Source organism: uncultured Paraglaciecola sp., from assembly GCF_963977085.1.
Classification (GTDB): domain Bacteria; phylum Pseudomonadota; class Gammaproteobacteria; order Enterobacterales; family Alteromonadaceae; genus Paraglaciecola.
Map to the genome: position 1 here is coordinate 12,330 of NZ_CAXBNC010000008.1, position 25,754 is coordinate 38,083.

The window sequence follows — 25,754 nt, forward strand, 5'->3', positions numbered from 1 at the left end:
GATATCTTTAAAACTAAATTTTTGGTCATTCTTTCTGTGCGGCCACTACCGAAATTTCAACTAATAATTCTGGTCTAGCCATGGATGCTTGCACACATGCTCTTGCAGGCGCATGACCTTCTGGTACCCAGCTATCCCACACAGCATTCATGGCCGCAAAGTCTTGCATATCTTTAATATATAAAGTGGCTGAGAGCATGTGTTCTTTATCACTACCCGCGTCCAATAACAGTTTTTCAACTTTATCGAGCATGGTTTGAGTCTGATGTGTAATGTCTTGGGTGGCATCGGCACAAACTTGTCCGCAAAGGTAGATAGTACCCTGATGGATAACAATTCGACTCATGCGTTGTTTGGTTTCTTGGCGTTGAATGCTTGTCATTTGTACAGTTAGCTCCTGATATTGTTCGAAACAGAGATCATAGCAAGATTGAGAGTTTTGATTAGTTTTATATAGGTATAAGACGGATCAGATATGACCCATGTCGTTATTCATAAAAAAGCGCCATAACTTATTAAAGAAATGGCGCTTTGAAAAATTGCACTTAGCGGAGCAGTTTATTCTATATTAAAGTTTTTACAGCCTTAGATGTGATAGGTAAGTCACGTACTCTGGCGCCTACGGCATTAAAAATTGCGTTTCCTATAGCAGGGGCAACAGCAATTAAACCAGGCTCGCCTAATCCGGTAGGTATTTCGGTATTTTCTACAAAACTGATATCCAACTCTGGTACATCTGCCATGCGTAGTGGTGTATAGCTATTTAAGTTTGTGTCAGCCACTTGGCCACCTTTAATAGCCGTTCCTTCGTGTAATGCAAGACTAAGCCCCCAAAGCATGGCCCCTTCTGTTTGGGCTAATGCGCCATCAGGGTGAACAACAGTGCCACAGTCCATCACACTGGTAAGCTTTAACACTTTCACTTCACCCGATTCAGGATCAACTCTAACATGAGCCACACAGGCACTCCAAGTAGGCATAGTACGTTCTTGCCCGGCCGCAATTGCTACGCCTAATCCCTCATTTTTTGGTAAGGTTTTACCCCAACCAGATTTCCTTTTTGTTTCCTTTAACACATGAGCAAGACGTTTTGCTCCACCTACCGCTTCAGGTGCTTTTCCTGAATTTTTACCTTTTGCATCTAACAATTGCATACGAAAATCAATAGGATCAACATTTTGAGCATGGGCGACTTCATCCATAAAAGACTCAACACCCCATGCAATCCAACCTGGGCCTACAGCACGTAGCCAACCTGGTACAAAAGTCTTTTGGGCTAATGTATTGTTGATGGCTCGCACTCTATGGTTGTTGAGGCTGTACCAATGGTCGGCGCCACTGATCGAAAAAGCATCGACTTTAGTTTTTTTATCAACGCTGTCTGGCATAAATCCAGGCGCCATAGTCAAGGTTGGCCAGCCAGCGGCGGCGGCATGTTCAATACCTTGTAGGGCATTATCACCATCCCAATAGGCTGCAAAATGTTGTACTGAAGGTGAGCGGATACAGTCGAAACGTGAATCATCTTCCCGAGTAAATACCAGTTTCACAGGTTTACCTATAGCTTTAGCCGTGAGCGCTGCAGGGATCATATAGTCACCTGCTAAACGTCTACCAAAACCACCACCAAGGTAATATTGATGAATAATGACTTTGTCATCAGTGAGTCCAACAGATTTAGCCACAACAGGCAAAAATAACGATTGCCATTGGTTGCCTGTATGCACATGACAAATACCGTCTTTGAACTCTACTGCAGCATTGACTGGTTCTAACGCAAAGTGCAGAACAGAAGACGTGCGATAGGTGGAATCGATAGATTTTTTGGCGTCAGCAGATGCTTTTTCTATATCTCCGTGGTCGACAAAACGTCCACCTGAGGTTTTGTCAGCTACTAGCTTTTCACCTTCTTTAATTAAATCTTGTTCACTGACATTGGTTGTTTCTCCGGCTTGGTATTCTACATTTATAGCTTGGGCTGCTTGAATTGCGCCGTAGTAGGTATCTGCCAGAACAGACACCCAACCTTGAAGTATATTGCTGGGATCCTGCAATATTTCATACCCTAAGTAACCTTTCATCTTAGTCGCTTGGCTATCGTTCACTTTAAGCACTTTTGAACCATAACGAGTGGGAGGTATTAATGGTCTGGCGTAAACCATGCCAGGAATTTCAACGTCAATGCCATATTTTGCGGTGCCTGTGGATTTCGCAGGTATATCCAAAGCATTGCTGGGTTTTGCTACAAGTTGTCTCGCCTTTGGATCTTTAGGTGTGAACTGGGCGAGCTCTTCTGCAGTAAAGGTTTTGTCTATATTACCTTTACTAATAATGTCTGCGAAGCTAATGGATTGGTTACCACATACCACATAACTGTTTTGTGTTTTACAGTCAATTGTTTGTACCCCAAGTAATGCTGCTGCGGCTTCAATTAAAGCGGTGCGCCCCGCAGCGCCTGCTTGAGACATAGGTAAGTAAGACTGCCATACAGACCATGAACCGCCAGTGACCATATACCCCCATTTAGGGTCGGTATCCACATGTTTGATCTTGACGTTATCCCAGTCTGCACCTAATTCATCTGCGACAATACGGGCGATGGCTGTACCTACATGTTGTCCCATTTCAGCGCGGGAAATGTTGACCAGAATGGAACCTGTTTGATCAATTTCAAACCAAACTGTTGGATTAAAGTGTTTTTTATTGAGTGCGCTTGCAGCAGATTCTGAGGCGTTTGCTGTCATCACAGGCGCAAAGGCCATAACTAAGCCAGTACCAACTGTACCGATTAAAAAATTACGACGGCTTTGTTCAATTTTTTCGGTTTTATTGAGGCGAGTCATCTTACACTGCCTCCTGTTCATTATTATTTTCTAGAATACTTTCTCTTTTGGGATCATAAATTTCCACAACACTAGCACTTGCTGACGAGACTTGCTTGATAGCTTCTTTGATACGCTTATACGACATACAACGACATAGATTTCCGGTCATATAATTAACAATTTCTGCATCGCTAGGATTGGCATTAGTTGCCAACAATGCAGAGGCTTGCATGATTTGACCTGATTGGCAGTAACCACATTGAGGGACCTGTTGGTCAACCCAAGCCTTTTGTAAAGGATGTTTATTTTCAAGCCCTTCTATGGTGGTTATTTTACCGCCATCAAGAGCGCTAATGGGTAATGAACAAGATCTAACCGGACTACCATTCAAATGCACAGTACAGGCACCACACATTGCAATGCCGCATCCAAACTTGGTACCTTTCAGTCCAAATTCATCGCGTATAATCCATAATAAAGGGGTGTCTTTAGGTGCATCCGTACTCATCTTGTTACCGTTTAATGTAAATGTAATCATAGTTGTGCCCGTCGTCCGATTTAGATTTTTTTGGTTTGTTGCATACCAGTGTAGCAACAAAAAATGATGTTGATAGTCATGCACTTAAATAACTATTCAATAAAAATATAATGAGCTTTTTATTTGGAAATGACCTATTCATTGTATTGATAGCTCAACATGTTGAAAGTTTATTTATTGTTTGTCACTGGGGTTGCTAGTCTTATTCTACTTACCAAGTAGAGACTGAATAGATGAATAATAAAAATGGGTTTTTAGATAAGGTTGTTTTGATAACAGGAGCAGCCGCTGGGATAGGTGAAGCCGCCGCACGGGCTTTTGCTGCGCAGGGGGCTAAGGTTGTATTGGCAGACATTAATACACAGGGCGAGCAGCTAGCGCAAAATATGTGTGCGCAAGGTCAACACGCTGTATTCCAAGTTTGTGATGTGAGTAACAGCGATTCTGTAACAGCGCTTTTTGCTTTTATTGAAAACACCTTTGGGCGTTTAGACATAGCCTTTAACAATGCCGGTATTGATATAGAGTCGAGTAAATTGGCTGAAGGCATTGAAGATGATTTTGACAAAATTATGGATATTAACGTCAAAGGTGTGTGGTTGTGTATGCAGCACGAAATCCAAAGCATGCTAAAAAATGGCGGTGGGGCCATAGTCAATACTGCCTCTGTAGCGGGCTTAGGTGCGGCGCCAAAGATGAGTATTTATGCTGCAAGCAAACATGCGGTGATAGGTTTAACAAAGTCAGCGGCGGTTGAATATGCCAAAATAGGGATCAGGGTTAATGCCATTTGCCCTGCAGTTATTGATACCAATATGTACCGCCGTGCCGCAGCAGGAGATGAAAAAAAGGCGCATAGGATAGGGGCCATGCATCCAATTGGCCGTGTCGGAACAGTAGAAGAAGTGGTTGCTGCGGTGTTGTATTTGAGCTCTGATGCGGCAAGCTTCACCACAGGGACAAGCTTACCAGTGGATGGTGGCTTGACTGCTATTTAGCACTATAGACATATGGCTAATAATTTGTTGCCTTTTTGTAGAATTATTAGCTGTGGACAATAGTAGTTATACCTCCACACGAAATGCGCAAGCATGACAAGATTGCTTTTTAAACCTAAACCGATCCATTAGGATATAACCTTGTGCAGCCCGATTGAAATTATGCGGCTGCTTTGTTTTAGTTTATTTTAGATTCTGGAAAGTCATGCAAAAGTCCAACAGTGCACCCCTTGAAGACGTAAAAAAGGCAAAAGAAAACCAAAGGTTAACGGATATTCCCTGCATTAAATGGATTTTGCTACTGGCCGTTTTTTATACTTTGTATTTTGCACAATCACTGATTATTCCTTTGGTAATAACCATCCTTATCGCATTGCTTTTAAGTCCATTAGTGACTTTGTTAAAACGAGTACAGGTGCCGCGATCGCTTTCATCCATAGCATTGATGGTAATGTTAGTCGCCCCTTTTACTTTGTTAGGCCTTGAATTGATTGAACCGGCTCAGAAGTGGGCAAAACTTATCCCTAAACTGTCTGTTCATCTGACCGAGCAAGTAGAATCAATCAGTGATGCATTTGAAAAACAACAAAAAGAAGAACAAATAAAAGCGAAACCAGTGAAAGAATCGAGTTTTTTTGATTGGTTTAGTCGTGATGAAGTGGTAACTACACCCAAAGAAACAACCAGCGAAGTAGTGACTGAACACATCAAGCAGGGAGGCCTAGAGTTTATACTCGAGGCATTAGGAGCAGCACCGGTTTTTTTAGCACAAATTTTAGTCAGCGTCATATTGATTCTGTTTTTGCTTATTTTTGGTCCCAGCCTTTTTAATGCCTTTATTAAAGAGTTACCAACACCTCAGAAACGCAAAAAAGCAATCCATTTGGTGAGCATGACCCAAGCACAACTTTCTCGATATATTATCACCGTCAGCGTTATTAACTCTGGCTTAGGTTTATCAACCGCCTTGGCTTTATATTTGATTGGCTTAGAGGACGCGTTGTTGTGGGGCGTTATGGTAGGAATTCTAAATTTTATTCCTTACGTTGGGTCGGTATTAGGGGTGTTGATTTTAACACTTGCTGGATTGGTGCAATATGGTGTCAATGTAACCGTCTTAATGCCTGTAGGTGCTTATTTAGTATTAAATATGCTCGAGTCACAATTTATTACCCCAACAGTTTTAGGTCGAAATATGCTAATTAACCCACTTGTTATTATGCTCTGGTTAATAATTTGTGGTTGGCTGTGGGGACTCTCTGGCATATTGATATCTGTGCCACTGTTGGTATGTATAAAACTTGTACTATCTGAGTTAGGTCTTTGGGAAAACTGGCTGCGGATCATAGAGGCGGGTGGATAGTCGGGCAGGACTCAGGTGTTAAAGCCATCCCAATAGTGAAGTGTTTATTTCTTTATTGGGATGGGGAAGGGGGTTAAATCGAGAAGATCGCTGACTTGTTATTATTTTTTATTCACTCAAGATATCAACGATTTCCTTTAATTCTGCTAGTTGGCTAGTCAAGGAGGCGACTTGTTGTTCTAGTTGTGTAATCCGCTCTGAGTCTTTCGAGGATACAGATGTTGCATTTCCCTCATAGTCAGCCGGGTTAGAGTAGGTCGGGAGGGACGTTTGGATTTGTAATCCTTGTTCACCACTAAATAAGTGTGCATAACGAGAATCGCGCTTGCCGGGTTCTCTGTCTAGTTTGACCACTAACTGTTGGTCGTTTAAGTCCTGTAACTTATGCAGTGTTGCCTCTATTTCTTCTACATTGTCAAAGTCCGCCAAGCGGTTGGTGCGAGTCCTAAGTTCGCCTGGGGTTTGCGGACCGCGCAACAACAGTACGCAAATTATCGCCAATTGTTGACGACTAAATTTTAAATCACTGAATTCGGTATTGCAGAAACGATGTTTGTACTTAACAACTCGACTGCCGGAACCGGTATGTTCAAGGATGAGTTTTTTCTCTTTAAGCTCATCTAATACATTTTGAACATCGGATTCAGTGAGACTCATCACTGGATCTCGGTTACTTTTTTGATTACATCCAAGTGTTAAGCCATTGAGGGATAGTGGGTATTGATCAGGTGTAGTTACTTCTTTTTCAAGTAAAACACCGATAAGCCGCGCTTGAATTGGTGAGAGTTGTATAAGCATTTACGTGTCCATTGGTACCGCTAATTTATGTCTTATTATAAGGCGAGAATAAACTTTGCATATCCACTTTGGCTTTTAATTTTATCGCTAACAAAAATAAGCCTCCTAATTTACGATGTAAAAATATCGCATTAGCCGAGGGGGTATGTGCGTACTGTTTTTCTAGCCCTAGTTGCATGCCTTGATGCTGTAATCGGGAAGACAAGTCTGATCCAGCAAAGTCGTAGGGTGATTCAGCATATAAGGGCTCGCAGGCAATATAGGCGAGGTCAGTGATATTTTGCTGCACATTTTCAGGTAAATCTTGCCTAATTAGCCCAATATCTAATATCGCTTGGCGAATTTGTATTTTGTCATGATGACTGGCACCTTGCATAAGACGGCGATAACCTTCGGCCATTTCTGACGTGTAAGTGCGAGTCGCCCCAAAATCCAAAAGCACAATTTTTTGGGATTCTTGATCATATTGGAAGTTGGCAAAATTGGGATCGGTTTGCACCAGTTGGAAGTCAAACAATTCTTTAAAAAATAAACGCATCAATTGCGTCATAACCCTATCGCGAGTTTCTTGCGATTCGTTAACTAACTGCTCTATTGGTAAGCCATCTAGAAAACTCATTGCAAGAATTGTGTCTGAACTCAATTCTTTTTCTAATTCAGGCATAACAAAGGCAGCGTCGTTTGCTATTACGGCTGCGTATTGATCTAAATAGCCCCCTTCTAGTGCATAATCTGCTTCATCGTGAAGTTGTTTTTTTGCTTCGGCCAATAGCGGTTTAATATCCAGACCCTTAGGTAATAATCCGGTCATTTTTATTAAAGTCGCAACGTTATCTACATCACTGTTGATACTCTGTTTGATTCCAGGGTATTGGATTTTAATGGCTAAACGTTTCAAGTCTTTGGTGATGACTTTATGAACTTGGCCAATGGAGGCTGCAGCGATAGGTTGCAACGGAAATTGGATAAATCTTTTTTGCCAACCGTCACCCCATTGTGCTTCTAGCAAGGTAATGAGTTCATTTTCAGGCATAGATTTGGCGTCTGAACGCAGCCGAGCGAGTAAATCTGTTAGCTCTTTAGGTAACATATCCCCTGCATCCATAGAGAGCATTTGTCCCACTTTCATCGCCGCACCGCGCATCTGGGCAAGTTGCTCGGCGACACGCATGGCGTTGGATGGGGTGAGCAATAAATCTTTGATTTTCGGCCGATTTCCTTTAACGAACTCACTGACCCCTTCAGCTAGCACATTGCCAGCGACTCGCCCTGCTAAAGAACTGAGTTTACTAAAACGGCTTAACCTGCTCTTAGGGATAGAAGCTGACTCTGACTTTTTTTGCATAAATTAATGGCCTTTTTATAGGTAGATACTTTGCTATTGGGGTTTTAGACTTCAACCTTCATTAAAAAAGTCTGGATAGGTCGAGTATAAAGTCCTTAAGATCGATCTCTTGGAAAGGATTTTTACGCAGAAATTATCCCAAAAAGGCAGGTCGCTAGGAGACTAAGCAATCTTAATCAATTTGGCCAAAGATCACATAGTCACTGGAATAAACTGCTCATTTTTCTAACATGCATAATTTAGAGGTCTGTGGTGTACATTATTCCGGTTGAGTGATTTCGTCTAGAGTCCCCACTTCTAACAATGGCGCGGCATCTATATTCTCTGCATCCATCATAGATGCAATACGCTGCATAGTAGAAACTAGCTGAGTTTGCTCCCATTCTTGAAGCTTTTCAAAGCGATCAATAAAATGTGCTTGTAGCGGGCGGGGTGCGTCTTTTATTACAGTTTCTCCTTGTTCTGTAAGATGCAATCCCACTCTGCGCTTATCTGTTACTGAGCGTTCTCGAATGACATAGTTACGCGCTTCAAGTCGATCTAAAATGCTGGTTACAGTCGCAGAACTAAGATTAATGCTTTGGGCTATATCTTTAACCATACAGCCGTTATGTTGCGCGATTTCCTTTAGAACAATAAGCTGAGGACTAGTCAGTCCGCTTTCCTTAGATAATTTTTTTGAGTAAAGCCCAATGGCTCGGGTGACCTTTCTTAATGATACCAATAACTCTTCATATTTTTGCATGACACTGACCTTTGTACACCTTTGAAAACCGGTTGATAAGTCTGTTTTTTATCCCCCGCTAAATGTCGCTTAATGTAAGAGTAATTAACCTAGAGTTCAATTTTTATATTCAGAAATAGTCACATTATTTATTCACATCAAAAGTTCAACTCTATCTAATTATTATCTCTATAAACTATGTTATATCGAATATTTTGTAGAAATTTTATAACAAATTAGTTAGTATACGAACCATTAGTTTACTCGATGAATTTAGTTTAATATTTAAGAGGACAAAAATGCAGCTTTCGAACCCGTCTTGACCTCCCCAAGAGAATAAGCTCTATCACTAGATAGAGGCTCTTCAAATAAATAATCAGAAAACAGGCACTTCTGCCTACATCAATAAAATAGCGTTGAATGGCGCAAGGTAAGTAATTAATTTTATGAATAGATTTAATTGGAAACGGATTGTTATAAAAGTTGGTAGTGCATTGATCGCACCTCATGGAAAGGGCTGCAGTAGCCAATACTTAAAAAGTATCGCAGAGTTTATTGTGAGCTGCCGTACACAAGGAATCGACGTAGTTTTAGTGTCATCAGGCTCAGTAGCGGCAGGATCGCATTTATTTCCAAATGAATTACAGCAAACTATCCCAATAAAAAAGGCTATGGCGGCTGCAGGCCAAGCTGAAATGATGGCAACATGGGAAAAGCTTTTTGATTTTCCCACTGCACAGATGTTACTGACACGTTGCGATTTGCGTGACAGAGAGCGCTACATTAGTGTTAAAGAAACCATCTTTACTCTATTAGAGCATGGTGTGCTGCCGATCATTAACGAGAATGACACTATAGTAACCGACAAACTGAAAGTAGGGGATAATGATAATTTATCTGCGATTGTCGCTGCTGCGGCTGACGCTGATGCCTTGATTATTTGTTCCGATATCGATGGTTTGTACAATAAAAACCCTCACAAACATGATGATGCTGTGCTTATTCCGAACATCTCAGAGATAAATGCAGACATTTTTGCCATGGCAGATGGCGCAACAAGTGCCGTGGGCACTGGCGGCATGATCACTAAAGTAGAAGCGGCTCAAAAAGCCACGTTACACGGTATCGACACTTACATAGTTAATGGTTTTACTGAACTATCGTTTACCAAGTTGTTAAACGGCGAAAACCCAGGTACTCGCTTTTCCTCAGATCCTTCTCCAATGCAAGAGCATTTACATTGGATGACACATACATCTACGGCACAGGGTGAAGTCATAGTTGAAGACGATTTTACAGCTAAACTAGATGCACACAGTGAACAGCTTACCAGTGAAGACTTAGTCGAGATTAAAGGTGAATTTGCGGTTGGCGATACAATTTTAGTACGCAGAAATGACGGTACTAAATTGGCTAAAGCTAAATCCAACTACAGTAGTTGTTTGTTGAGCTTTATTACTAATCAAGACGACAAAAACTTCGCAAGTGATTTTCAAGAACAGACCGGGCCGATTATTTCAGATAAGAATGTGGCACTGTTGGAGACTGAGACTGTATGAGTTTAATAAAAACCTTAACATTGGGTGCGGTTAAAGCGGCTAAAACATTGGCTGTGTTAGATGAGACTATTAAAAACCAAGTATTATTAGCCATGGCGCTGGCGTTGCGTGAGGAAAAACAAAGCATACTTACAGCGAACGAACAAGATTTGAGTCAAGCAAGACAAAATGGTTTGAGCAGTTCAATGATAGATAGGCTCACCTTAAATGACGAGCGAATTGAAGCGATGGCATCAGGAATTGAAGTGATTGCTGGATTGGCCGACCCTGTTGGTGCTGAGCGAGTGGTTAGCGAAAGGCCTAATGGCTTACAAATTCGCAAGATGCGCGTGCCTCTTGGTGTTGTGTGTATGATTTTTGAAGCCAGACCTAATGTGACTGCAGATGCGGGGGCTTTGTGTTTTAAATCGGGCAATGCAGTGATTTTACGTGGTGGTAAAGAGGCATTGGTCTCCAGTTTAGCCATTGCAAATGTTTTACAACAAGTGTTAGTAAAATTTGATTTGCCTAAAGAACTGATTACAGTTGTGCCTGACCCTAGCCGTGATTTGATGTTTGAGTTGATGCAACAGCGTGACAGTATTGACGTGATCATTCCAAGAGGCGGAGAAGGCTTAATTAATTTTGTGACTGATAACAGTAAAATTCCAGTTATTCAGCATTTTAAAGGTGTTTGCCATCTCTACATAGATAAAGATGCGGATCTGCAAGTGGCTATGGATTTATTAGTGAACGGTAAAACCCACAGAACTGGTGTGTGTAATGCGATTGAGGGGTTATTGGTAGACAAATCAATTGCCGCTGAGTTTTTACCTAAAGTGGCTGAAGAATTAAGAGAAAAGCAGGTCAAAGTCAACGCCTGTGCTGATGCTTGTGAATATTTCAATCACGCTAATGTTTTAGCTTTAGATGACTTTGGACAGGAATACTTGGATCTTGAAATCGCTATTCGCATTGTAGAGGGAGTTGATGAGGCAATGGCGCATATTGATAGATTTGGTAGTCATCATACTGAAGTTATATGTACCAAAAATGAGTTAACCGCGAAACGTTTTCAACGTTCAGTCGATGCGTCTGTGGTCATGGTCAATGCGTCCTCGCGTTTTTCTGACGGCAGCGAACTTGGATTAGGTGCCGAAATAGGTATCGCCACAACTAAGTTGCATGCATATGGCCCTATGGGCTTAGAGTCACTGACCACGGAAAAATACTTGGTGATGGGCGACGGACAAATACGCGCTTAGTCAAATATTAACAGGGCGTGCAAAGTTGCCGCTCTGTTATCATCCTGTCGTCATCTCCTATTGACTCACCAAAAGTACCTCAAGTGCCCACAAACAACACTAGGCTCTCGAAGAGATCTTGATTCCTCTCATCTGAATACGTTCATTGTTGTTTAATAGCATTTCTCGCATTGCATGTATGTGATTCAACAGTGGCTAATAGCGATCACCCTTTTCGTTTTGATTGACTGCAATCACTTTGCCATATAGCTAAATGGGGGGGAATGCCATCTGTGCTTCGGCATTCAATTTGTCAGATATATTATTTTCAATTGTTTGATGAAACTAGAAGCAATCATTATGATTGCTTTGTTAGGAAAACTGTTTTAATCTCACTACATCTAGTCATTATGAGTCTATCTTCATGGCATACCAAAAGAATGGTATTGATCCCCAATTCAATCAAAAATTAGCAGAGTTAAGCCACGCTCAAAAAGATCGTTTAGCGTTTATTGATTTTAGTTTGCAGTTTTTTGGTCATGTTGCTCGTACAGATTTGATCCAACGTTTTAAAACGGGGTTGGCGGCAAGTACTCGTGATTTCAGTGCTTATAAGGAACTTGCTGCCGAGAATCTTATTTTGCGACACCAAACTAAAAGTTATCATCGCACCGACACTTTTAAAGCAGTATTTAAACATGATCCTGAAGTGATTTTGACATCTCTAAGTCGCGGATTTGGTAATGGTATTTCTACTGGGGTACAGCCCTCAGAGCAGTGTTTCGATGCGGTCAGGCTGATACACCCAGATGTCGCTATTATCGCAAGTATCACTCGGGCTATTCATAATAAACAAGCCATTAAGTGTGGGTATGTCTCAGTATCTTCGGGTGAAACAGAAAGGGCTATAGTGCCCCACTCAATTGTTAATAATGGACACCGCTGGCATGTGCGCGCTTACGACCGCAAGCGCAATTGTTTCCGAGATTTTGTGTGCACGCGCTTTACTTATGCTGAGCTAATTCAAGGACCAGTTCATGTGCATGAAGCTAGTCCTTATGATCAGCAATGGCAACAAATTGTGGAAATTGTGCTGATTCCCCATCCTAAAATTCAACAGCCGAAGGCCATTGAGATGGATTATAATATGCTGGATGGAAAGCTTTCGATTAAACTAAGGGCGGCTGTTGCTTCCTATGTATTAAGGCAATGGCAGGTGGATTGTTCTGCGCAATATGAGAATACAAATTCAGGATGTCAGTTGGCACTTGCTAACCTAGATGCCCTTGAATTAATTGAAAATACCTCTTTGGCACCTGGGGTCGGTTGAGTACCTTAGTTATTTTAGGGGACGAAAAGTGATAACACTGTCAACCATATATTGAATTGCTTGGTGTCTAGATTTTTCTAATAGAGAAAATATAGCAAGACCTGGGTATCGGGATAAGCGCTTTAACAGATAACTGATTTCTTGATTGGCGTATTTGTCATGTGTGTCCTGCACCCTAGTTTGATTGTCAAACAAAGCGTCAGCTTCATCAAAGAATAATATCCAGTGCTCAGATTCAGCCTGTGCAATCAACTTTAATAGGTTTTTTTCGGTTTCTCCAATATATTTTTGAACCAGTCGTTGGCAGTCGATGAAACAGACCGATTGTTTCGTAAAATAAGCAAGTTGATTGAGTTGCAGCGCCTTTTCAGTATTATTTTTACCGCAAAAAGCCAGAGTTGTACTGATGTTTCTTGCTGATTTGAATCGAGCGTCTTTTAACTTATAAGTGTCGTCCTGAGTCATGACCGTATCGCGGGTTGTTGCGATAGGTTTAGATAGGATATGTATAAATGAAGTTGCGCCATGATGATAGTCACTAAACACGGGTTTGTAGTCTGTGATTGCCAAGGCCATTCTCCTCGATTTATTATTAAAAAAGCCGTTAAAGGTTGTTAGTACAACTATAGCAAACCTACAAGTTTGCAATAATAGTTAATTTTTCTATTACTCCTAGAAGGCCTAGTTGAGTCTGTTAAACACTTAGAGCATAAGCAATAGCCATAATTGCTTTCTAAATGTGTGGATTTCTGGTATTTTCTTCAGCAAATAGACGTCCAGATGTCTCTAATCTAATTAAACTCTCACTTGGAAGATCTCATGAGCAAAGTGTCGTTGCCAAAAGAAAAAATTAAAATATTACTACTTGAAGGTCTACATCAAAGTACCTTAGATACTCTTCATGCTAATGGTTATGAAAACATTGAGTATTTGAAAACATCACTTCCAGAAGATGAATTGATTGCCAAAATTAAAGATGTGCATTTTGTTGGTATTCGTTCTAGAACTCAGCTAAATGAAAAAGTGATTGCCTCAGCTAAAAAGTTGGTTGCCGTTGGATGTTTCTGTATTGGTACTAACCAAGTGGACTTAGTGGCCACACAAAGGCGTGGGATCCCCGTTTTTAATGCGCCGTTTTCTAATACACGTTCAGTCGCAGAACTGGCCCTTGCGCAAATTATTTTGTTGTTGCGTGGTGTGCCAGCGAAAAATGCCAAGGCCCATAAAGGAATTTGGGATAAAAGCGCTGTTGGCTCTTTCGAGGCCCGCGGTAAAACTTTAGGTATTATTGGTTATGGGCATATTGGTACCCAATTAAGTATTTTGGCTGAACACCTAGGAATGCGAGTTCAGTTTTTCGACATTGAAAATAAATTAGTCTTAGGTAACTCAACACAAACAAAAACTTTGAAACAATTGTTGAATACCTCTGATGTAGTCACTCTGCACGTCCCAGAGACAGTACAAACACAAAATATGATTGGTGCTAAAGAACTTGGCATGATGAAAGATGGTGCAATACTCATGAATGCTGCCAGAGGCACTATTATTGATATTGATGCCCTAGTCGAAGCGTTGAAAAGTGGCAAATTAGCAGGGGCAGCTATTGATGTTTTCCCTGTTGAGCCAAAATCTAACGATGATCCTTTTGAATCGCCATTAACACAGTTCGACAATGTTATTTTGACTCCACATGTAGGTGGCAGTACGCAAGAAGCCCAGCAAAATATAGGTATCGAGGTCGCCGGTAAGTTAGCCAAGTACAGCGATAATGGTTCGACTTTATCGGCCGTTAATTTCCCCGAAGTTTCTTTGCCGGAACACGCTGAACGCTCACGTTTATTGCATATTCATAAAAACATACCGGGTGTGTTAACACAAATTAACCAAGCCTTTGCCCAGAAAGGTTTAAATATTTCGGCACAGTATCTACAAACTAACGAGAATATTGGTTATGTAGTGATTGATGTTGAAACAGATCATGCAGATGAAGCATTTGAACAACTGCAAAAAATTGAAGGTACGATTAAGACCAGAATTTTGCATTAATTTTTTAGTTTAACTCATAAAAAAATGCCTGCTAAATTAGCAGGCATTTTTGTATGAGTAATAGAACTGCTATTAAACAGGTATGACAATAGTGAATTCTGCGCCTTTGTCTAATTCAGAACGGCAATCAATGGTGCCACGAAGTACTTTCATTACAATATTGTTGCAGATATGCATTCCCAAACCACAACCATCTTTTTCTCTGGCTAAAGTGAAAAACGGCTTATACATATTTTCAATTGTTCGCGCATTCATTCCCTTGCCATTGTCTTTGTATACTAATATTAATTTCTTGTTTCTCGCAGAATCATATTCAATATTTGCCTTAATGTTAATCCTACCTTCTACATTAGGAGCAAAAGCATGATGTGCAGAATTCATGATTAAGTTAATTAAAATCTGACTTAAGGCACCTGGATTGCTATCGACAGTTAAATTCGCTGGAATATCTACGCAAATTTTATGAGGCGTATGTTTTAACCTTGGTTTAAGGGAAAGTAAAACTTCATATACATATTCACAAAGTTTAAATGTACGCACGTCTTGACTGTGTTGATCAACAGATAAACGTTTAAATGTTTTGATTAACTCATCGGCTCTGAACATGTTACGTTCTATGATTTGTGATGCTTCTGCGGATTCTTTTAAGTAGGTGATCAGTTCAGAGCGTTTTATCTGTTCTTGTTGCACCTTTTGCAGACAGTCTTTTTGTATATCATCTAAAAAACTAGCGGCAGTGACTGATACCCCAATAGGGGTGCTGATTTCATGGGTTAAGCTAGACATCATAGTGCCTAACGCAGCCATGCTTTCCAGTTCCAGTAACTGACTTTGTACCTCGGCCCTTTGCTCAATGGCCTTTTTTAATAAGCCACTTATATCTTCTGCGGTTTCTTTTTGCGCTATAAATTTTTGATGTAGGGTTATTTTATGTCGCAATTCTTGAGTTTTTCTTTTTGAATGAAATAACAAAGCACTGGCACTTTTTGCTGCGCGTTTTAGTAGTGATAATTCTCCTACATCAGCGTTTCTATTGGTTTCAAATAAAGCACTAAAGATACCAGCGATTGAACCATCTTCAGCTATTATTGGAATCGCCCAATTAGCAACAACACCTATTTCTTTAGCATCAATATACATAGCTTGCCATGCTTTAGATGAATAAATATCAGGCTCAATTGCGTCAAAACCTTTCTTTAAATTTGTACTGAAATCAGATTTAGGATTGTTTAGTAGGTTTTTAATGACTTGGTTAATAAAAGATGGATGTGAATCATTACTTTTATTGAGTGAACGAAAAACACTCTTTTTGTTATCGAATAACAAAACCTGACAATGACAACTATCCAAAATAGTTTCTAAACATGTGGTGATGGTATTTAGCGCAAGATCTAACGGATTACCATTTAACATGTTTTCCATTGCACAGGCGCGTGCGTCATCTAACAGGTGCTGTGAAACTAACGCAGCATGTCTTCCATCGTCATCATTGGAGATAAGTTTTAGGGGTTGCATAGAATTATTTTTATTATTAGCACTACACTATGTTAATGAATCTATCATAATTGTAACCAGTTGTAAAAGTAGCTGGTTAAATTATAGATCTCCGTGTATAGCCTGCAGGGCAGAGATAGCGGCTATTGCAGCGGTTTCTGTGCGTAATACTCTTGGTCCCAGTTGAATGGTCTGAAATCCATTTTGTTCAGTTTGGTAAATTTCTTGCTCTGAAAAACCACCTTCTGGACCAATTAATAATCTCGCACCAGAAACAGGCATAGTGACATGTCTAAAGGCTTTTTCTGCTCTAGGGTGCAAGGTCAGTCGGACTTGGTTAGTTGCTAAATTTATCCAGTCTGTAAATAAAACAGGAGAATGTAATACGGGTAATACGTTTCTGCCGCACTGTTCGCACGCAGCAATCGCCAGTTTTTGCCATTGCTGATGTTTTTTAGACCACCTTTCTTGGCTGAGTTTTACCCCACAGCGTTCAGTGATAAGCGGAGTAATTTCTGTCACTCCTAACTCTACAGATTTTTGAATCACCCATTCCATTCTGTCGCCTCTTGAAATTCCTTGGCCTAGATGAATATTTAATGGTGACTCTATACTGATAGAAATTTTAGAATCAATTTGCACTACTACTTTGCGTTTTGTGACTTCAGTGAGTTGCGCGCTATATTCGTTTCCATCACCATTAAATAAAACCACGGCTTGTCCTGTTTTAGCACGTAATACATTCGCAAGGTGATTGGTTGCATCATCAGTCAAAGTGACAAAAGAGTCAGTGGAAATTTCAAAGGGGTAATAAATTCTGATGATGCGCATTGTTCCACTCGGTAACCTTTACTATTTATAATCGAATGGTATCAACACAGAGATGTTTAAAGAAGGACAAATAGATAAATATTAAGCGCAGGCGGATGGTTCAGTTCCGCCTTGCTCCTATATTTTGCTCAGTTAATCTCAATCACTTCAGATGCACTAATAGGTTGAGATGATTCTTTTTTTGGGGGGATGGCGTTAGCCCCTTTTCGAGCGAACTTAGTGTTTTTTCCCTTTTCTTTTGACATAGAAAAAATGAAAAGCAAAACCAAAGAAATAACTAATAAACTGACTAGTAACATTTTCAATTCCTTTAAAAATATTAGATCACCAAAAACCGGTGAGCTATATTATAGCATTAATTTTTTTTATATTTAAAACAAATAATTTCACCAAACCAACACTTCAATGATTTTGACTAGTCATAAATATAGGTTAGGTAAGTGACAAAATTATGAAGCAAGCATAACCAATTAAAAATAATTTCGTTACTAGACTTTTGTCTAATTGATTATTAAAACATTTCAACTATCATAGTCGCTGCATGGAGAAAGGCATCTTATTAATCGCATTATTTAATCAAAAAAGGTAGGAAAAAAGAATGTTTGGATTTGACGCGGAAAAAATGTCCCAAATGATGGACACTTACGTTATCCCTTGGGGCATTAATATTGTAATGGCAATTGTCATTTACATTATTGGTAAAATTATTGTAGGCATGTTGGTTAATGTGTTTGGCAAAGTCATGGCGCGTTCAAAATACGACGACATGTTGATTGATTTTGTTAAGGCCATTATTAACGCGATTCTAATGTTGTTTGTTATTGTTGCATCATTAGATCAGCTAGGCGTTGATACAACTTCTCTTGTTGCCATCTTAGGTGCTGCAGGTTTAGCAATTGGTTTATCTTTACAAGGTTCATTACAGAATTTTGCGGCTGGCGTCATGCTTCTCGTCTTTAGACCTTTTAAAGCCGGTGATTTTATCGAAGCCGGTGGGGCAATGGGAGTAGTAAAAAGTATCAGTATTTTTACTACTGTTATGACGACTGGGGATAATAAAGAAATCATTATTCCTAATGGTTCGATTTACGGTGGCAACATCACTAACTATTCTGCCAAAGAAACACGCCGTGTAGATATGGTTGTTGGTATTGGTTACGACAGTGATTTGAAAAAAGCTAAAGAGATATTAAAAGAAATGGTCGCAGCGGATGAGCGCATCCTAAAAGACCCCGCTCCAACTGTTGCTGTGGCTGAGTTAGCCGATAGCAGTGTTAATTTTGTAGTGCGCCCTTGGGTAGCATCTGCTGATTATTGGGCGGTAAAATTTGACTTTAATGAAGCAGTTAAATTGCGTTTTGATGCAGAGGGTATATCAATACCTTTCCCACAAATGGACGTACATCTTCACAAAAACGATTAATACTTATTCGTTGTAAAAAATGCCGCACTAGTAATACTAGGGCGGCATTTTTTTTGTTTACAACAAATTAGATTTTACAACTCGGTTTGTTAGTTGCTAAACGGTAATTATTAAGTGCGTTAGGCATGTTTTTCGTTAAATTTTTAATACGCGTTGCAGGTAAAGGGTGAGTAGATAATAGTTCAGGTTGTCTATCGCCACCGCTGGCCTTCTCCATGTTCTGCCATAAATTTACAGACTGCTGCGGATCAAAGCCTGCCTTGGCCATTAAGTCTAACCCAATTAGGTCCGCTTCAGATTCATGTGTACGTCCAAATGGTAATTGCACGCCAACTTGTACACCCAAACCCAATCCAGCCATAATTAAACTGCTACTGGCAATGCCATTTGTTTGAAGTAGCTGATTTGTGACTTCCATCCCTACACCAATTAGGGCACTACTCGACATCCTCTCGTTACCATGTTCGGCGATAACATGTCCCACTTCGTGACCAATGACGGCGGCAAGTTGATGTTGATTTTCAGAAAGTTCAATCAATCCAGTGTACACGCCAATCTTACCTCCTGGCAGGGCAAATGCGTTGATTTGCGGAGAGTCAAAGACCACTAGCTCCCAAACACCTGCAAACACTGATTTTGGGACATGTTGAGTAATGGCATCAGCGATACATTTAACATATTCATTGGATACTTGCTGATTGGACACTTTTTGTTCTGTTTTTATACCAGCAAAAGCTTGTTCACCCATTCCTGCCAACTGAGCACTAGAATAGAGTTTGAGTTGATTTCGACCTAAAGGTGATTTGGCGCATGATGAAAAAAAGATCGTGATGATAAATATTAAGCACAAATATTGAGTACAACGCATAGTGTTTTATTCACAAAGTCTAAAAGTGATGTGAATTATACGCTTATTTTGTTTATCGATTAAGCTTCTGTTCAGATAAAAACAGGTAATTTAAGTGCTTCCAAATAACTTACTTAAATCAATTATGCGTAAATTTTGTGTTGTTCCTGTCACCCTAATAGGATTTTTTTTCTTAACGGCATGCGCCAATTCCCAGCATGTTGACCATCAGGCAAAGAATCAATTTGTCACTGAGTTTTATGCTTGGGTAGAAAACGTAGAAAAAATTAAATTTAAATCATATGTAGGTGAGGGTACCGCAATAGGAGCTGTGGATGGGTTACTCAGTAATGCGCGAGGTAATCGTCAGGATATGCTTGCTGGTGCTATCATTGGTGGACTATTTGGTGGCTTATTAACCGCCTTAATGGAGGGGGATACAACTGGTTACGAATATCAACTCGCAGCAGTGGATGGTGATCTTGTTAGTGTAATTGCAGATGATAAATCAGCGGAACAAGGCCAATGCGTTAGTGTAAGAGTTGCCGGTGACGTGCGAATTAGACTTGAACCCATGGGAATGTGTAATGAAGCGGCAAAGGAATACTCTCAATTTTGATTAGACAAAAACAAATATAGCCCCAATACGAGGCTATATTTTTTAGGATTTTAGCTAATTAAATACTGGCTTTTAGACGCTCAGCGATATCGGTATTTTCCCACGGAAACTCTTCTCTTCCAAAGTGTCCATAAGCTGCGGTAGCTTGGTAAATTGGTCGTTCTAAGTCGAGCATCTTAAGTAATCCGAAAGGTCTAAGTTCAAAATTCTCACGTACTAAAGCAACCAATACACTTTCTGACACTTTACCTGTACCAAAGGTCTCAATGCTGATTGACGTCGGTTCTGCCACGCCTATAGCGTATGACAGTTGGATTTCACATCTGTCGGCCAGTCCTGCTGCTACGATATTTTTTGCTACATAACGTCCAGCATAGGCGGCAGACCTATCTACTTTGGATGGATCCTTACCAGAAAATGCGCCGCCGCCATGTCTTGCCATTCCGCCGTAGGTATCAACAATAATTTTACGACCAGTTAACCCGCAGTCTCCCATAGGACCACCAATCACAAAGCGACCAGTTGGGTTAATGAAAAATTTGGTATTTTTACTTAACCATTTTTCAGGTAACACTGGTTTAATGATTTCTTCCATCACGGCTTCACGTAAATCTGCAGTGCTAATGCTCTCATCATGTTGTGTTGATAACACCACTGCATCAATCGCGACGGGTTTATTATCTTCGTAAACAAAAGTGACCTGGCTTTTAGCATCAGGTCGTAACCAGCCTAGCTTGCCGCTTTTACGCACTTCTGATTGGCGTTTCACTAAACGGTGGGAATACGTAATAGGCGCGGGCATCAATACATCTGTCTCATTGCTTGCGTAACCAAACATTAGACCTTGATCTCCGGCACCTTGTTCTTCAGGTGAGCTACGATCTACACCTTGATTAATATCAGGAGATTGTTTGCCAATCGCATTTAATATGGCACATGAATCTGCATCAAATCCCATATCTGAATGTACGTAGCCAATTTCTTTGACCGTTTTACGAGTGATTTCTTCTATGTCTACCCAGGCTGACGTTGTGACTTCGCCACCCACTAACACCATTCCGGTTTTGACAAAGGTCTCGCATGCCACTCTAGCCTTTGGATCTTGAGTCAATATTGCGTCTAAAACTGCGTCAGAAATTTGATCTGCAATTTTATCAGGGTGTCCTTCAGAAACAGATTCTGAAGTAAATAAGTGTGAGGTCATAAAAGCACCTTGGTTTAAAGTCGATATTCAGATTGATAGGGGTATTTTAACAATTCAATTCTAAAATACCAGTCTTTACTTCTAGACGTCCAAACGTCTATGAATTTTATTCTGCTAAGGTGTAAAAAAAAGTCATATGTAAATCATGATTCATAAAGGATTTAGCATTGCAGTTACAGGCTAGCTAATACAAAATGCAGAGCTAACTTAGGTGTCTGTAACAAAGAGTTACGGTATATCATAATTATTGGATCAGTCAGGAGACTACATGTCGTCATCACGTCGAGAACTCGCCAACGCCATTCGCGCCCTTAGTATGGATGCTGTTCAACAAGCCAACTCAGGACACCCCGGTGCACCCATGGGCATGGCTGACATAGCACAAGTGTTATGGGCAGATCATATGCAACATAATCCTAGTAACCCAGATTGGGCGAACAGAGATAGGTTTGTGTTATCTAACGGGCATGGCTCGATGTTGATTTATTCACTGTTACATTTGACAGGTTATGCACTTCCTATTGAAGAATTAAGAAACTTTCGTCAATTACATTCTAAAACGCCAGGGCATCCTGAGTATGGTTATGCGCCGGGTGTTGAAACAACAACAGGGCCACTCGGTCAAGGTATTAGTAATGCAGTAGGTATGGCGATTGCTGAAAAAACCTTAGCTGCACAATTTAATCAACCTGATTTTGATGTAGTTGATCACTTCACTTATTGTTTCTTAGGTGATGGCTGTCTAATGGAAGGGATTTCTCACGAAGTCTGTTCTTTAGCAGGTACTTTAGGTTTAGGTAAACTTGTTGCGTTTTGGGATGACAACGGTATTTCAATTGATGGCCATGTTGAAGGTTGGTTCACTGATAATACACCAGCTCGTTTTGAAGCCTATGGTTGGCATGTTATTGCCGACGTCGATGGCCACGACCCACAAGCTATTGCTGATGCTATTGTGGCTGCAAAAGCTGAAACAACTAAGCCGACCTTAATTTGTTGTAAAACCATTATCGGATTTGGTTCCCCTAATAAATCAGGCAGCCACGATTGCCACGGCGCGCCTTTAGGTGCCGACGAAATTAAAGCAGCCCGCGAGTTCCTTAACTGGCCATATGCTCCTTTTGAAATACCTGCAGATGTTTATGCTGGTTGGGATGCAAAAGCATCAGGTGCTGAAAAAGAACAAGCATGGAATACCCAGTTTGCAGCCTATCAACAAGCTCATCCAGAACTAGCTGCCGAATTAACTCGACGTTTGGCTGGTGATTTACCAGCAGATTTTGCGGAAAAAGCCGATGCTTTCATCCAACAATCACAAGATAAAGCTGAAAATGTGGCTAGCCGTAAAGCCTCGCAAAATTCAATTGAAACCTTCGCTACTTTGTTACCTGAAGTATTAGGTGGCTCAGCTGATTTAGCAGGGTCAAATCTTACTATCTGGTCAGGTACTAAAGGCATTTCAGCTGACGATGCAAGCGGTAACTACTTGTACTATGGTGTTCGTGAGTTTGGAATGAGCGGTATTATGAATGGTATAGGCCTACATGGTGGGTTCCGTCCATTTGGCGCGACTTTCTTAATGTTTATGGAATATGCCCGTAACGCTGTACGTATGGCGTCGTTAATGGGGATTCCGAATATTTTTGTGTATACCCATGACTCTATTGGTCAAGGTGAAGATGGTCCTACTCATCAACCTATTGAACAAGTTGCCAATTTACGATTGACCCCTAATCTTGCGACATGGCGTCCTTGTGATGGTGCAGAAACAGCCGTTGCATGGAAGTCTGCGCTAGAGCGTAAAGATGGACCTTCTGCGTTAATCTTTAGTCGCCAAGGTTTACCCGCCCAGCAACGTGATGCACAGCAGTTAGCCAATGTAGCTAAAGGCGGTTATGTATTAAAAGACTGTGCTGGCACACCAGAGGTCATCTTGATTGCTACTGGCTCTGAAGTCGGCATTACGGTTGATGCGGCTGAACAATTGACTGCTACTGGCATGGCAGTGCGTGTTGTATCTATGCCTAGTACTACAGTGTTTGATAAGCAAAATGCTGAATACCGAGAGTCAGTATTGCCCAAATCAGTAACTAAACGTGTGGCTGTTGAAGCCGCTCATGTGGATTTTTGGCATAAATACGTTGGATTTGGCGGCGCGGTAGTAGGTATGTCTACCTTCGGTGAATCTGCGCCTGGTGCGGCATTACTGAAACACTTCGGTATTACCACAGAGGCAGTGGTTGAAGCTGCAAAAGGCTTAAACTAGAAGTGATATTATGTTCCAAAGGCGCTTTTTAGCGCCTTTTTTCTATCGTCAGGTAAAAGTTAAAGAGTGTTATGCTACGTATCGCAATTAATGGTTTTGGTCGTATTGGACGCAATGTTGTTAGAGCCCTATATGAAACTGGTCGCAATACTCAGATAGAAATTGTGGCGATTAATGAGATTGCAGAGCCAGAGGGTATTGCGCATTTGCTCAAATACGATACGTCCCATGGGCGTTTTGGTTTTTCAGTTGATTTACAAGAAAAACGACTTGTGGTTGCTGGAGATGAAATTCTATTGTTGCAGCACGAAAACATAGCTGAACTTCCATGGCAACAACTTGGTATTGATTTAGTGCTTGAGTGCAGTGGTGTGCATAATGACAGGGCTGCGGGGCAAGCGCACCTAGATCAAGGCGCAACAAAAGTACTATTTTCACAGCCATGTAGTTCAGACATGGATGCAACAGTGATTTATGGGATCAATGATCATCAATTGACAGCTGACGATTTAATTGTCTCCAACGGCTCCTGCACTACTAACTGTATTGTACCTATTATCCAAGTTTTAGATGATGCATTTAATGTAGTCAGTGGCACTATTACGACTATTCACTCGTCAATGCATGACCAACAAGTGATAGATGCGTACCATACAGACCTACGACTGACCCGTGCGGCAAGTCAATCGATAATCCCTGTTGATACAAAGTTAGCCATAGGAATCGAACGAATTTTGCCCAAATTTGCGGGTAAATTCGAAGCCATAGCGGTACGAGTGCCAACCATTAATGTCACCGCCATGGATTTAAGTGTCACACTAGAAAAACATGTTTGTATTGATGAAGTGAACCTAGCTCTAAAACAAGCCAGAGAAGGTCGCTTACAAGGAATTTTAGACTACACTGAAGAACCTTTAGTGTCAGTCGATTTTAATCACGATCCGCATTCTTGTATAGTGGATGGCAGTCAAACAAGAGTGAGTCATAAGCAGTTAGTAAAAACCTTAGTTTGGTGTGACAACGAGTGGGGGTTTGCTAATAGAATGATTGATACTGCCATGGCAATGTTCAACACAAGTCAAAGCTAAATTTTGAAGTTATTATACACAAGGTAAATTATGTCCATATTGAAAATGACCGAGCTTGATTTAGCCGGTAAAAGAGTATTAATACGTGAAGATTTAAATGTGCCAATAAAAGATGGCAAGGTGACATCTGATGCACGTATTCGCGCATCATTGCCAACTATTAAAGCCGCAGTAGATGCTGGCGCTAAAGTCATGGTGATGTCGCACTTGGGCAGACCCACTGAAGGACAATTTGCCGAAGAGTTTTCGTTGCAACCTGTGGTAGATTTTATACAAGAAAACACACAATTGAAGGTGCGTTTAGAGAACGATTACTTAGCAGGTGTAGAAGTGGCTGCTGGTGAAGTGGTCGTATTAGAAAACGTACGTTTTAATATTGGTGAAAAGAATGACGATGAAGCTTTAGCAAAACAATACGCAGCCTTATGCGATATTTATGTCATGGATGCCTTTGGCACAGCACATCGAGCTCAAGCTTCAACTCATGGGGTTGGGGTGTTTGCTCCCATTGCTTGTGCTGGTCCTTTGCTTGCAGGTGAACTTGATGCCTTAGGTAAAGCGCTTCATAACCCACAACGTCCTTTGGTGGCGATAGTCGGTGGTTCAAAAGTATCCACCAAACTCACGGTATTAGATGCATTATCTAAAATTGCAGACCAGTTGGTGGTAGGTGGCGGAATATCAAATACCTTTGTTGCAGCCAGAGGCTACAATGTTGGCCGCTCGTTACATGAAGCAGATCTTATCCCTGAAGCTAAACGTTTAATGGATTCATTAGATATACCTGAAACTGTCGATGTACGTGTAGGAAAGAACTTTTCTGAGTCAGAGCCTGCAGTCATTAAAGACGTTTCTGAAGTACAAGACGACGAAGAAATTATGGACTATGGCCCACAAACTGCTGAAAACGTAGCTAAAGTGTTAAAAGGTGCTAAGACTATTTTATGGAATGGTCCTTGTGGTGTATTTGAATTTGATAATTTCGCCAAAGGTACTGAAGTTGTTGCCCGAGCTATTGCGGATAGTGACGCATTTTCAATTGCTGGTGGTGGTGATACGCTAGCCGCTATAGACAAATGGGATCTAAGTGACAAAATCTCGTACATCTCAACAGGCGGTGGTGCTTTTCTAGAATTTGTTGAAGGCAAAGTGTTGCCTGCTGTAGCAATGTTAGAAGCCAGAGCGTCTAAATAAGCATTAAATTTAGTTTGATAAATAATAATGAGAAGA

Annotated in this window: 23 protein-coding genes; 11 read left to right on the forward strand and 12 right to left on the reverse strand. The window is 40.8% G+C overall.

All coding sequences use genetic code 11. From position 1 onward, the window contains the following. Nucleotides 1-25 precede the first annotated feature (25 nt). From AAC000_RS11185 to AAC000_RS11195, 3 genes are all read right to left on the reverse strand, one after another. Nucleotides 26-382 (reverse strand): RidA family protein, encoded by a 357-nt coding sequence (locus AAC000_RS11185; protein WP_339722716.1) that lies wholly within the window; start codon nucleotides 380-382, stop codon nucleotides 26-28. Between the two features lie 181 nt (nucleotides 383-563). After that, entirely contained in the window at nucleotides 564-2,843 is a 2,280-nt protein-coding gene (locus AAC000_RS11190; protein WP_339722717.1) for a molybdopterin cofactor-binding domain-containing protein, read from the reverse strand. 1 nt (nucleotide 2,844) lies between these two features. Further along, entirely contained in the window at nucleotides 2,845-3,363 is a 519-nt protein-coding gene (locus AAC000_RS11195; protein WP_339722718.1) for a (2Fe-2S)-binding protein, read from the reverse strand. Between the two features lie 233 nt (nucleotides 3,364-3,596). On the opposite strand from AAC000_RS11195, the gene AAC000_RS11200 reads away from it, so the two are divergent. Further along, a complete protein-coding gene (locus tag AAC000_RS11200; RefSeq protein ID WP_339722722.1) occupies nucleotides 3,597-4,361 on the forward strand; it encodes an SDR family oxidoreductase in 765 nt (254 codons plus the stop codon). A gap of 205 nt (nucleotides 4,362-4,566) precedes the next feature. Beyond that, on the forward strand, nucleotides 4,567-5,724 hold the full coding sequence (locus AAC000_RS11205) for an AI-2E family transporter (protein WP_339722724.1): 1,158 nt from the start codon (nucleotides 4,567-4,569) through the stop codon (nucleotides 5,722-5,724). A 108-nt stretch (nucleotides 5,725-5,832) separates the two neighbouring features. On the opposite strand, the gene AAC000_RS11210 is transcribed toward AAC000_RS11205, so the two are convergent. The 3 genes from AAC000_RS11210 to AAC000_RS11220 form a co-directional block, all read right to left on the reverse strand. Further along, on the reverse strand, nucleotides 5,833-6,522 hold the full coding sequence (locus AAC000_RS11210) for a DUF480 domain-containing protein (protein ID WP_339722726.1): 690 nt from the start codon (nucleotides 6,520-6,522) through the stop codon (nucleotides 5,833-5,835). Between the two features lie 25 nt (nucleotides 6,523-6,547). After that, nucleotides 6,548-7,867, reverse strand: coding sequence for an AarF/ABC1/UbiB kinase family protein (locus AAC000_RS11215; protein ID WP_339722728.1), 1,320 nt, complete (start codon nucleotides 7,865-7,867; stop codon nucleotides 6,548-6,550). A gap of 259 nt (nucleotides 7,868-8,126) precedes the next feature. Further along, entirely contained in the window at nucleotides 8,127-8,612 is a 486-nt protein-coding gene (locus AAC000_RS11220) for a MarR family transcriptional regulator (RefSeq protein ID WP_339722729.1), read from the reverse strand. Between the two features lie 425 nt (nucleotides 8,613-9,037). Here AAC000_RS11220 and proB point away from each other — a divergent pair, with 425 nt between their 5' ends. The 3 genes from proB to AAC000_RS11235 all read left to right on the forward strand — a co-directional run bounded on the left by proB (nucleotide 9,038) and on the right by AAC000_RS11235 (nucleotide 12,703). Next, nucleotides 9,038-10,150, forward strand: a complete 1,113-nt coding sequence (gene proB, locus AAC000_RS11225) for a glutamate 5-kinase (RefSeq protein ID WP_339722730.1) — start codon at nucleotides 9,038-9,040, stop codon at nucleotides 10,148-10,150. Then, on the forward strand, nucleotides 10,147-11,394 hold the full coding sequence (locus tag AAC000_RS11230) for a glutamate-5-semialdehyde dehydrogenase (RefSeq protein ID WP_339722732.1): 1,248 nt from the start codon (nucleotides 10,147-10,149) through the stop codon (nucleotides 11,392-11,394). Before proB ends, AAC000_RS11230 begins: the two co-directional genes overlap by 4 nt. A gap of 403 nt (nucleotides 11,395-11,797) precedes the next feature. Beyond that, the gene (locus AAC000_RS11235) at nucleotides 11,798-12,703 is read left to right on the forward strand and encodes a WYL domain-containing protein (protein ID WP_339722734.1); all 906 of its coding nucleotides are present in this window, start codon (nucleotides 11,798-11,800) and stop codon (nucleotides 12,701-12,703) included. A 9-nt stretch (nucleotides 12,704-12,712) separates the two neighbouring features. Here the strand turns inward: AAC000_RS11235 and AAC000_RS11240 are convergent, their stop codons facing one another. Beyond that, a complete protein-coding gene (locus AAC000_RS11240) occupies nucleotides 12,713-13,273 on the reverse strand; it encodes an AAA family ATPase (protein ID WP_339722736.1) in 561 nt (186 codons plus the stop codon). A gap of 249 nt (nucleotides 13,274-13,522) precedes the next feature. Between AAC000_RS11240 and serA the strand changes: the two genes are divergently transcribed. Further along, on the forward strand, nucleotides 13,523-14,752 hold the full coding sequence (gene serA / locus AAC000_RS11245; RefSeq protein ID WP_339722737.1) for a phosphoglycerate dehydrogenase: 1,230 nt from the start codon (nucleotides 13,523-13,525) through the stop codon (nucleotides 14,750-14,752). 72 nt (nucleotides 14,753-14,824) lie between these two features. Here serA and AAC000_RS11250 read toward each other — a convergent pair whose 3' ends face one another. The 3 genes from AAC000_RS11250 to AAC000_RS11260 form a co-directional block, all read right to left on the reverse strand. After that, the gene (locus AAC000_RS11250) at nucleotides 14,825-16,267 is read right to left on the reverse strand and encodes a HAMP domain-containing sensor histidine kinase (RefSeq protein WP_339722738.1); all 1,443 of its coding nucleotides are present in this window, start codon (nucleotides 16,265-16,267) and stop codon (nucleotides 14,825-14,827) included. 81 nt (nucleotides 16,268-16,348) lie between these two features. Continuing rightward, the gene (locus AAC000_RS11255; RefSeq protein ID WP_339722739.1) at nucleotides 16,349-17,077 is read right to left on the reverse strand and encodes a 16S rRNA (uracil(1498)-N(3))-methyltransferase; all 729 of its coding nucleotides are present in this window, start codon (nucleotides 17,075-17,077) and stop codon (nucleotides 16,349-16,351) included. A 128-nt stretch (nucleotides 17,078-17,205) separates the two neighbouring features. Beyond that, nucleotides 17,206-17,376, reverse strand: a complete 171-nt coding sequence (locus AAC000_RS11260) for a hypothetical protein (RefSeq protein WP_339722741.1) — start codon at nucleotides 17,374-17,376, stop codon at nucleotides 17,206-17,208. A gap of 299 nt (nucleotides 17,377-17,675) precedes the next feature. Between AAC000_RS11260 and AAC000_RS11265 the strand changes: the two genes are divergently transcribed. Beyond that, the gene (locus AAC000_RS11265; protein WP_339722742.1) at nucleotides 17,676-18,500 is read left to right on the forward strand and encodes a mechanosensitive ion channel domain-containing protein; all 825 of its coding nucleotides are present in this window, start codon (nucleotides 17,676-17,678) and stop codon (nucleotides 18,498-18,500) included. Nucleotides 18,501-18,567: 67 nt separating this feature from the next. Here the strand turns inward: AAC000_RS11265 and AAC000_RS11270 are convergent, their stop codons facing one another. Then, nucleotides 18,568-19,368, reverse strand: coding sequence for a M48 family metallopeptidase (locus AAC000_RS11270; RefSeq protein WP_339722744.1), 801 nt, complete (start codon nucleotides 19,366-19,368; stop codon nucleotides 18,568-18,570). Between the two features lie 94 nt (nucleotides 19,369-19,462). Here AAC000_RS11270 and AAC000_RS11275 point away from each other — a divergent pair, with 94 nt between their 5' ends. After that, nucleotides 19,463-19,966: a hypothetical protein gene (locus AAC000_RS11275; protein WP_339722746.1), complete on the forward strand. Its 504-nt coding sequence runs from the start codon at nucleotides 19,463-19,465 to the stop codon at nucleotides 19,964-19,966. A 58-nt stretch (nucleotides 19,967-20,024) separates the two neighbouring features. On the opposite strand, the gene metK is transcribed toward AAC000_RS11275, so the two are convergent. Then, a complete protein-coding gene (gene metK, locus AAC000_RS11280; RefSeq protein WP_339722748.1) occupies nucleotides 20,025-21,170 on the reverse strand; it encodes a methionine adenosyltransferase in 1,146 nt (381 codons plus the stop codon). Nucleotides 21,171-21,438: 268 nt separating this feature from the next. Between metK and tkt the strand changes: the two genes are divergently transcribed. The 3 genes from tkt to AAC000_RS11295 all read left to right on the forward strand — a co-directional run bounded on the left by tkt (nucleotide 21,439) and on the right by AAC000_RS11295 (nucleotide 25,718). Further along, nucleotides 21,439-23,436, forward strand: a complete 1,998-nt coding sequence (gene tkt, locus AAC000_RS11285; protein WP_339722750.1) for a transketolase — start codon at nucleotides 21,439-21,441, stop codon at nucleotides 23,434-23,436. A 71-nt stretch (nucleotides 23,437-23,507) separates the two neighbouring features. Next, entirely contained in the window at nucleotides 23,508-24,524 is a 1,017-nt protein-coding gene (epd, locus tag AAC000_RS11290; protein ID WP_339722751.1) for an erythrose-4-phosphate dehydrogenase, read from the forward strand. A gap of 30 nt (nucleotides 24,525-24,554) precedes the next feature. Beyond that, a complete protein-coding gene (locus AAC000_RS11295) occupies nucleotides 24,555-25,718 on the forward strand; it encodes a phosphoglycerate kinase (RefSeq protein ID WP_339722753.1) in 1,164 nt (387 codons plus the stop codon). The last annotated feature ends 36 nt before the right edge of the window (nucleotides 25,719-25,754 follow it).

Coding starts and splice junctions, on each gene's coding strand:
- AAC000_RS11185 (WP_339722716.1), bottom strand. CDS start 382: ATGACAAGCATTCAACGCCAAGAAACCAAACAACGCATGAGTCGAATT.
- AAC000_RS11190 (WP_339722717.1), bottom strand. CDS start 2,843: ATGACTCGCCTCAATAAAACCGAAAAAATTGAACAAAGCCGTCGTAAT.
- AAC000_RS11195 (WP_339722718.1), bottom strand. CDS start 3,363: ATGATTACATTTACATTAAACGGTAACAAGATGAGTACGGATGCACCT.
- AAC000_RS11200 (WP_339722722.1), top strand. CDS start 3,597: ATGAATAATAAAAATGGGTTTTTAGATAAGGTTGTTTTGATAACAGGA.
- AAC000_RS11205 (WP_339722724.1), top strand. CDS start 4,567: ATGCAAAAGTCCAACAGTGCACCCCTTGAAGACGTAAAAAAGGCAAAA.
- AAC000_RS11210 (WP_339722726.1), bottom strand. CDS start 6,522: ATGCTTATACAACTCTCACCAATTCAAGCGCGGCTTATCGGTGTTTTA.
- AAC000_RS11215 (WP_339722728.1), bottom strand. CDS start 7,867: ATGCAAAAAAAGTCAGAGTCAGCTTCTATCCCTAAGAGCAGGTTAAGC.
- AAC000_RS11220 (WP_339722729.1), bottom strand. CDS start 8,612: ATGCAAAAATATGAAGAGTTATTGGTATCATTAAGAAAGGTCACCCGA.
- proB (WP_339722730.1), top strand. CDS start 9,038: ATGAATAGATTTAATTGGAAACGGATTGTTATAAAAGTTGGTAGTGCA.
- AAC000_RS11230 (WP_339722732.1), top strand. CDS start 10,147: ATGAGTTTAATAAAAACCTTAACATTGGGTGCGGTTAAAGCGGCTAAA.
- AAC000_RS11235 (WP_339722734.1), top strand. CDS start 11,798: ATGGCATACCAAAAGAATGGTATTGATCCCCAATTCAATCAAAAATTA.
- serA (WP_339722737.1), top strand. CDS start 13,523: ATGAGCAAAGTGTCGTTGCCAAAAGAAAAAATTAAAATATTACTACTT.
- AAC000_RS11250 (WP_339722738.1), bottom strand. CDS start 16,267: ATGCAACCCCTAAAACTTATCTCCAATGATGACGATGGAAGACATGCT.
- AAC000_RS11255 (WP_339722739.1), bottom strand. CDS start 17,077: ATGCGCATCATCAGAATTTATTACCCCTTTGAAATTTCCACTGACTCT.
- AAC000_RS11260 (WP_339722741.1), bottom strand. CDS start 17,376: ATGTTACTAGTCAGTTTATTAGTTATTTCTTTGGTTTTGCTTTTCATT.
- AAC000_RS11265 (WP_339722742.1), top strand. CDS start 17,676: ATGTTTGGATTTGACGCGGAAAAAATGTCCCAAATGATGGACACTTAC.
- AAC000_RS11270 (WP_339722744.1), bottom strand. CDS start 19,368: ATGCGTTGTACTCAATATTTGTGCTTAATATTTATCATCACGATCTTT.
- metK (WP_339722748.1), bottom strand. CDS start 21,170: ATGACCTCACACTTATTTACTTCAGAATCTGTTTCTGAAGGACACCCT.
- tkt (WP_339722750.1), top strand. CDS start 21,439: ATGTCGTCATCACGTCGAGAACTCGCCAACGCCATTCGCGCCCTTAGT.
- epd (WP_339722751.1), top strand. CDS start 23,508: ATGCTACGTATCGCAATTAATGGTTTTGGTCGTATTGGACGCAATGTT.
- AAC000_RS11295 (WP_339722753.1), top strand. CDS start 24,555: ATGTCCATATTGAAAATGACCGAGCTTGATTTAGCCGGTAAAAGAGTA.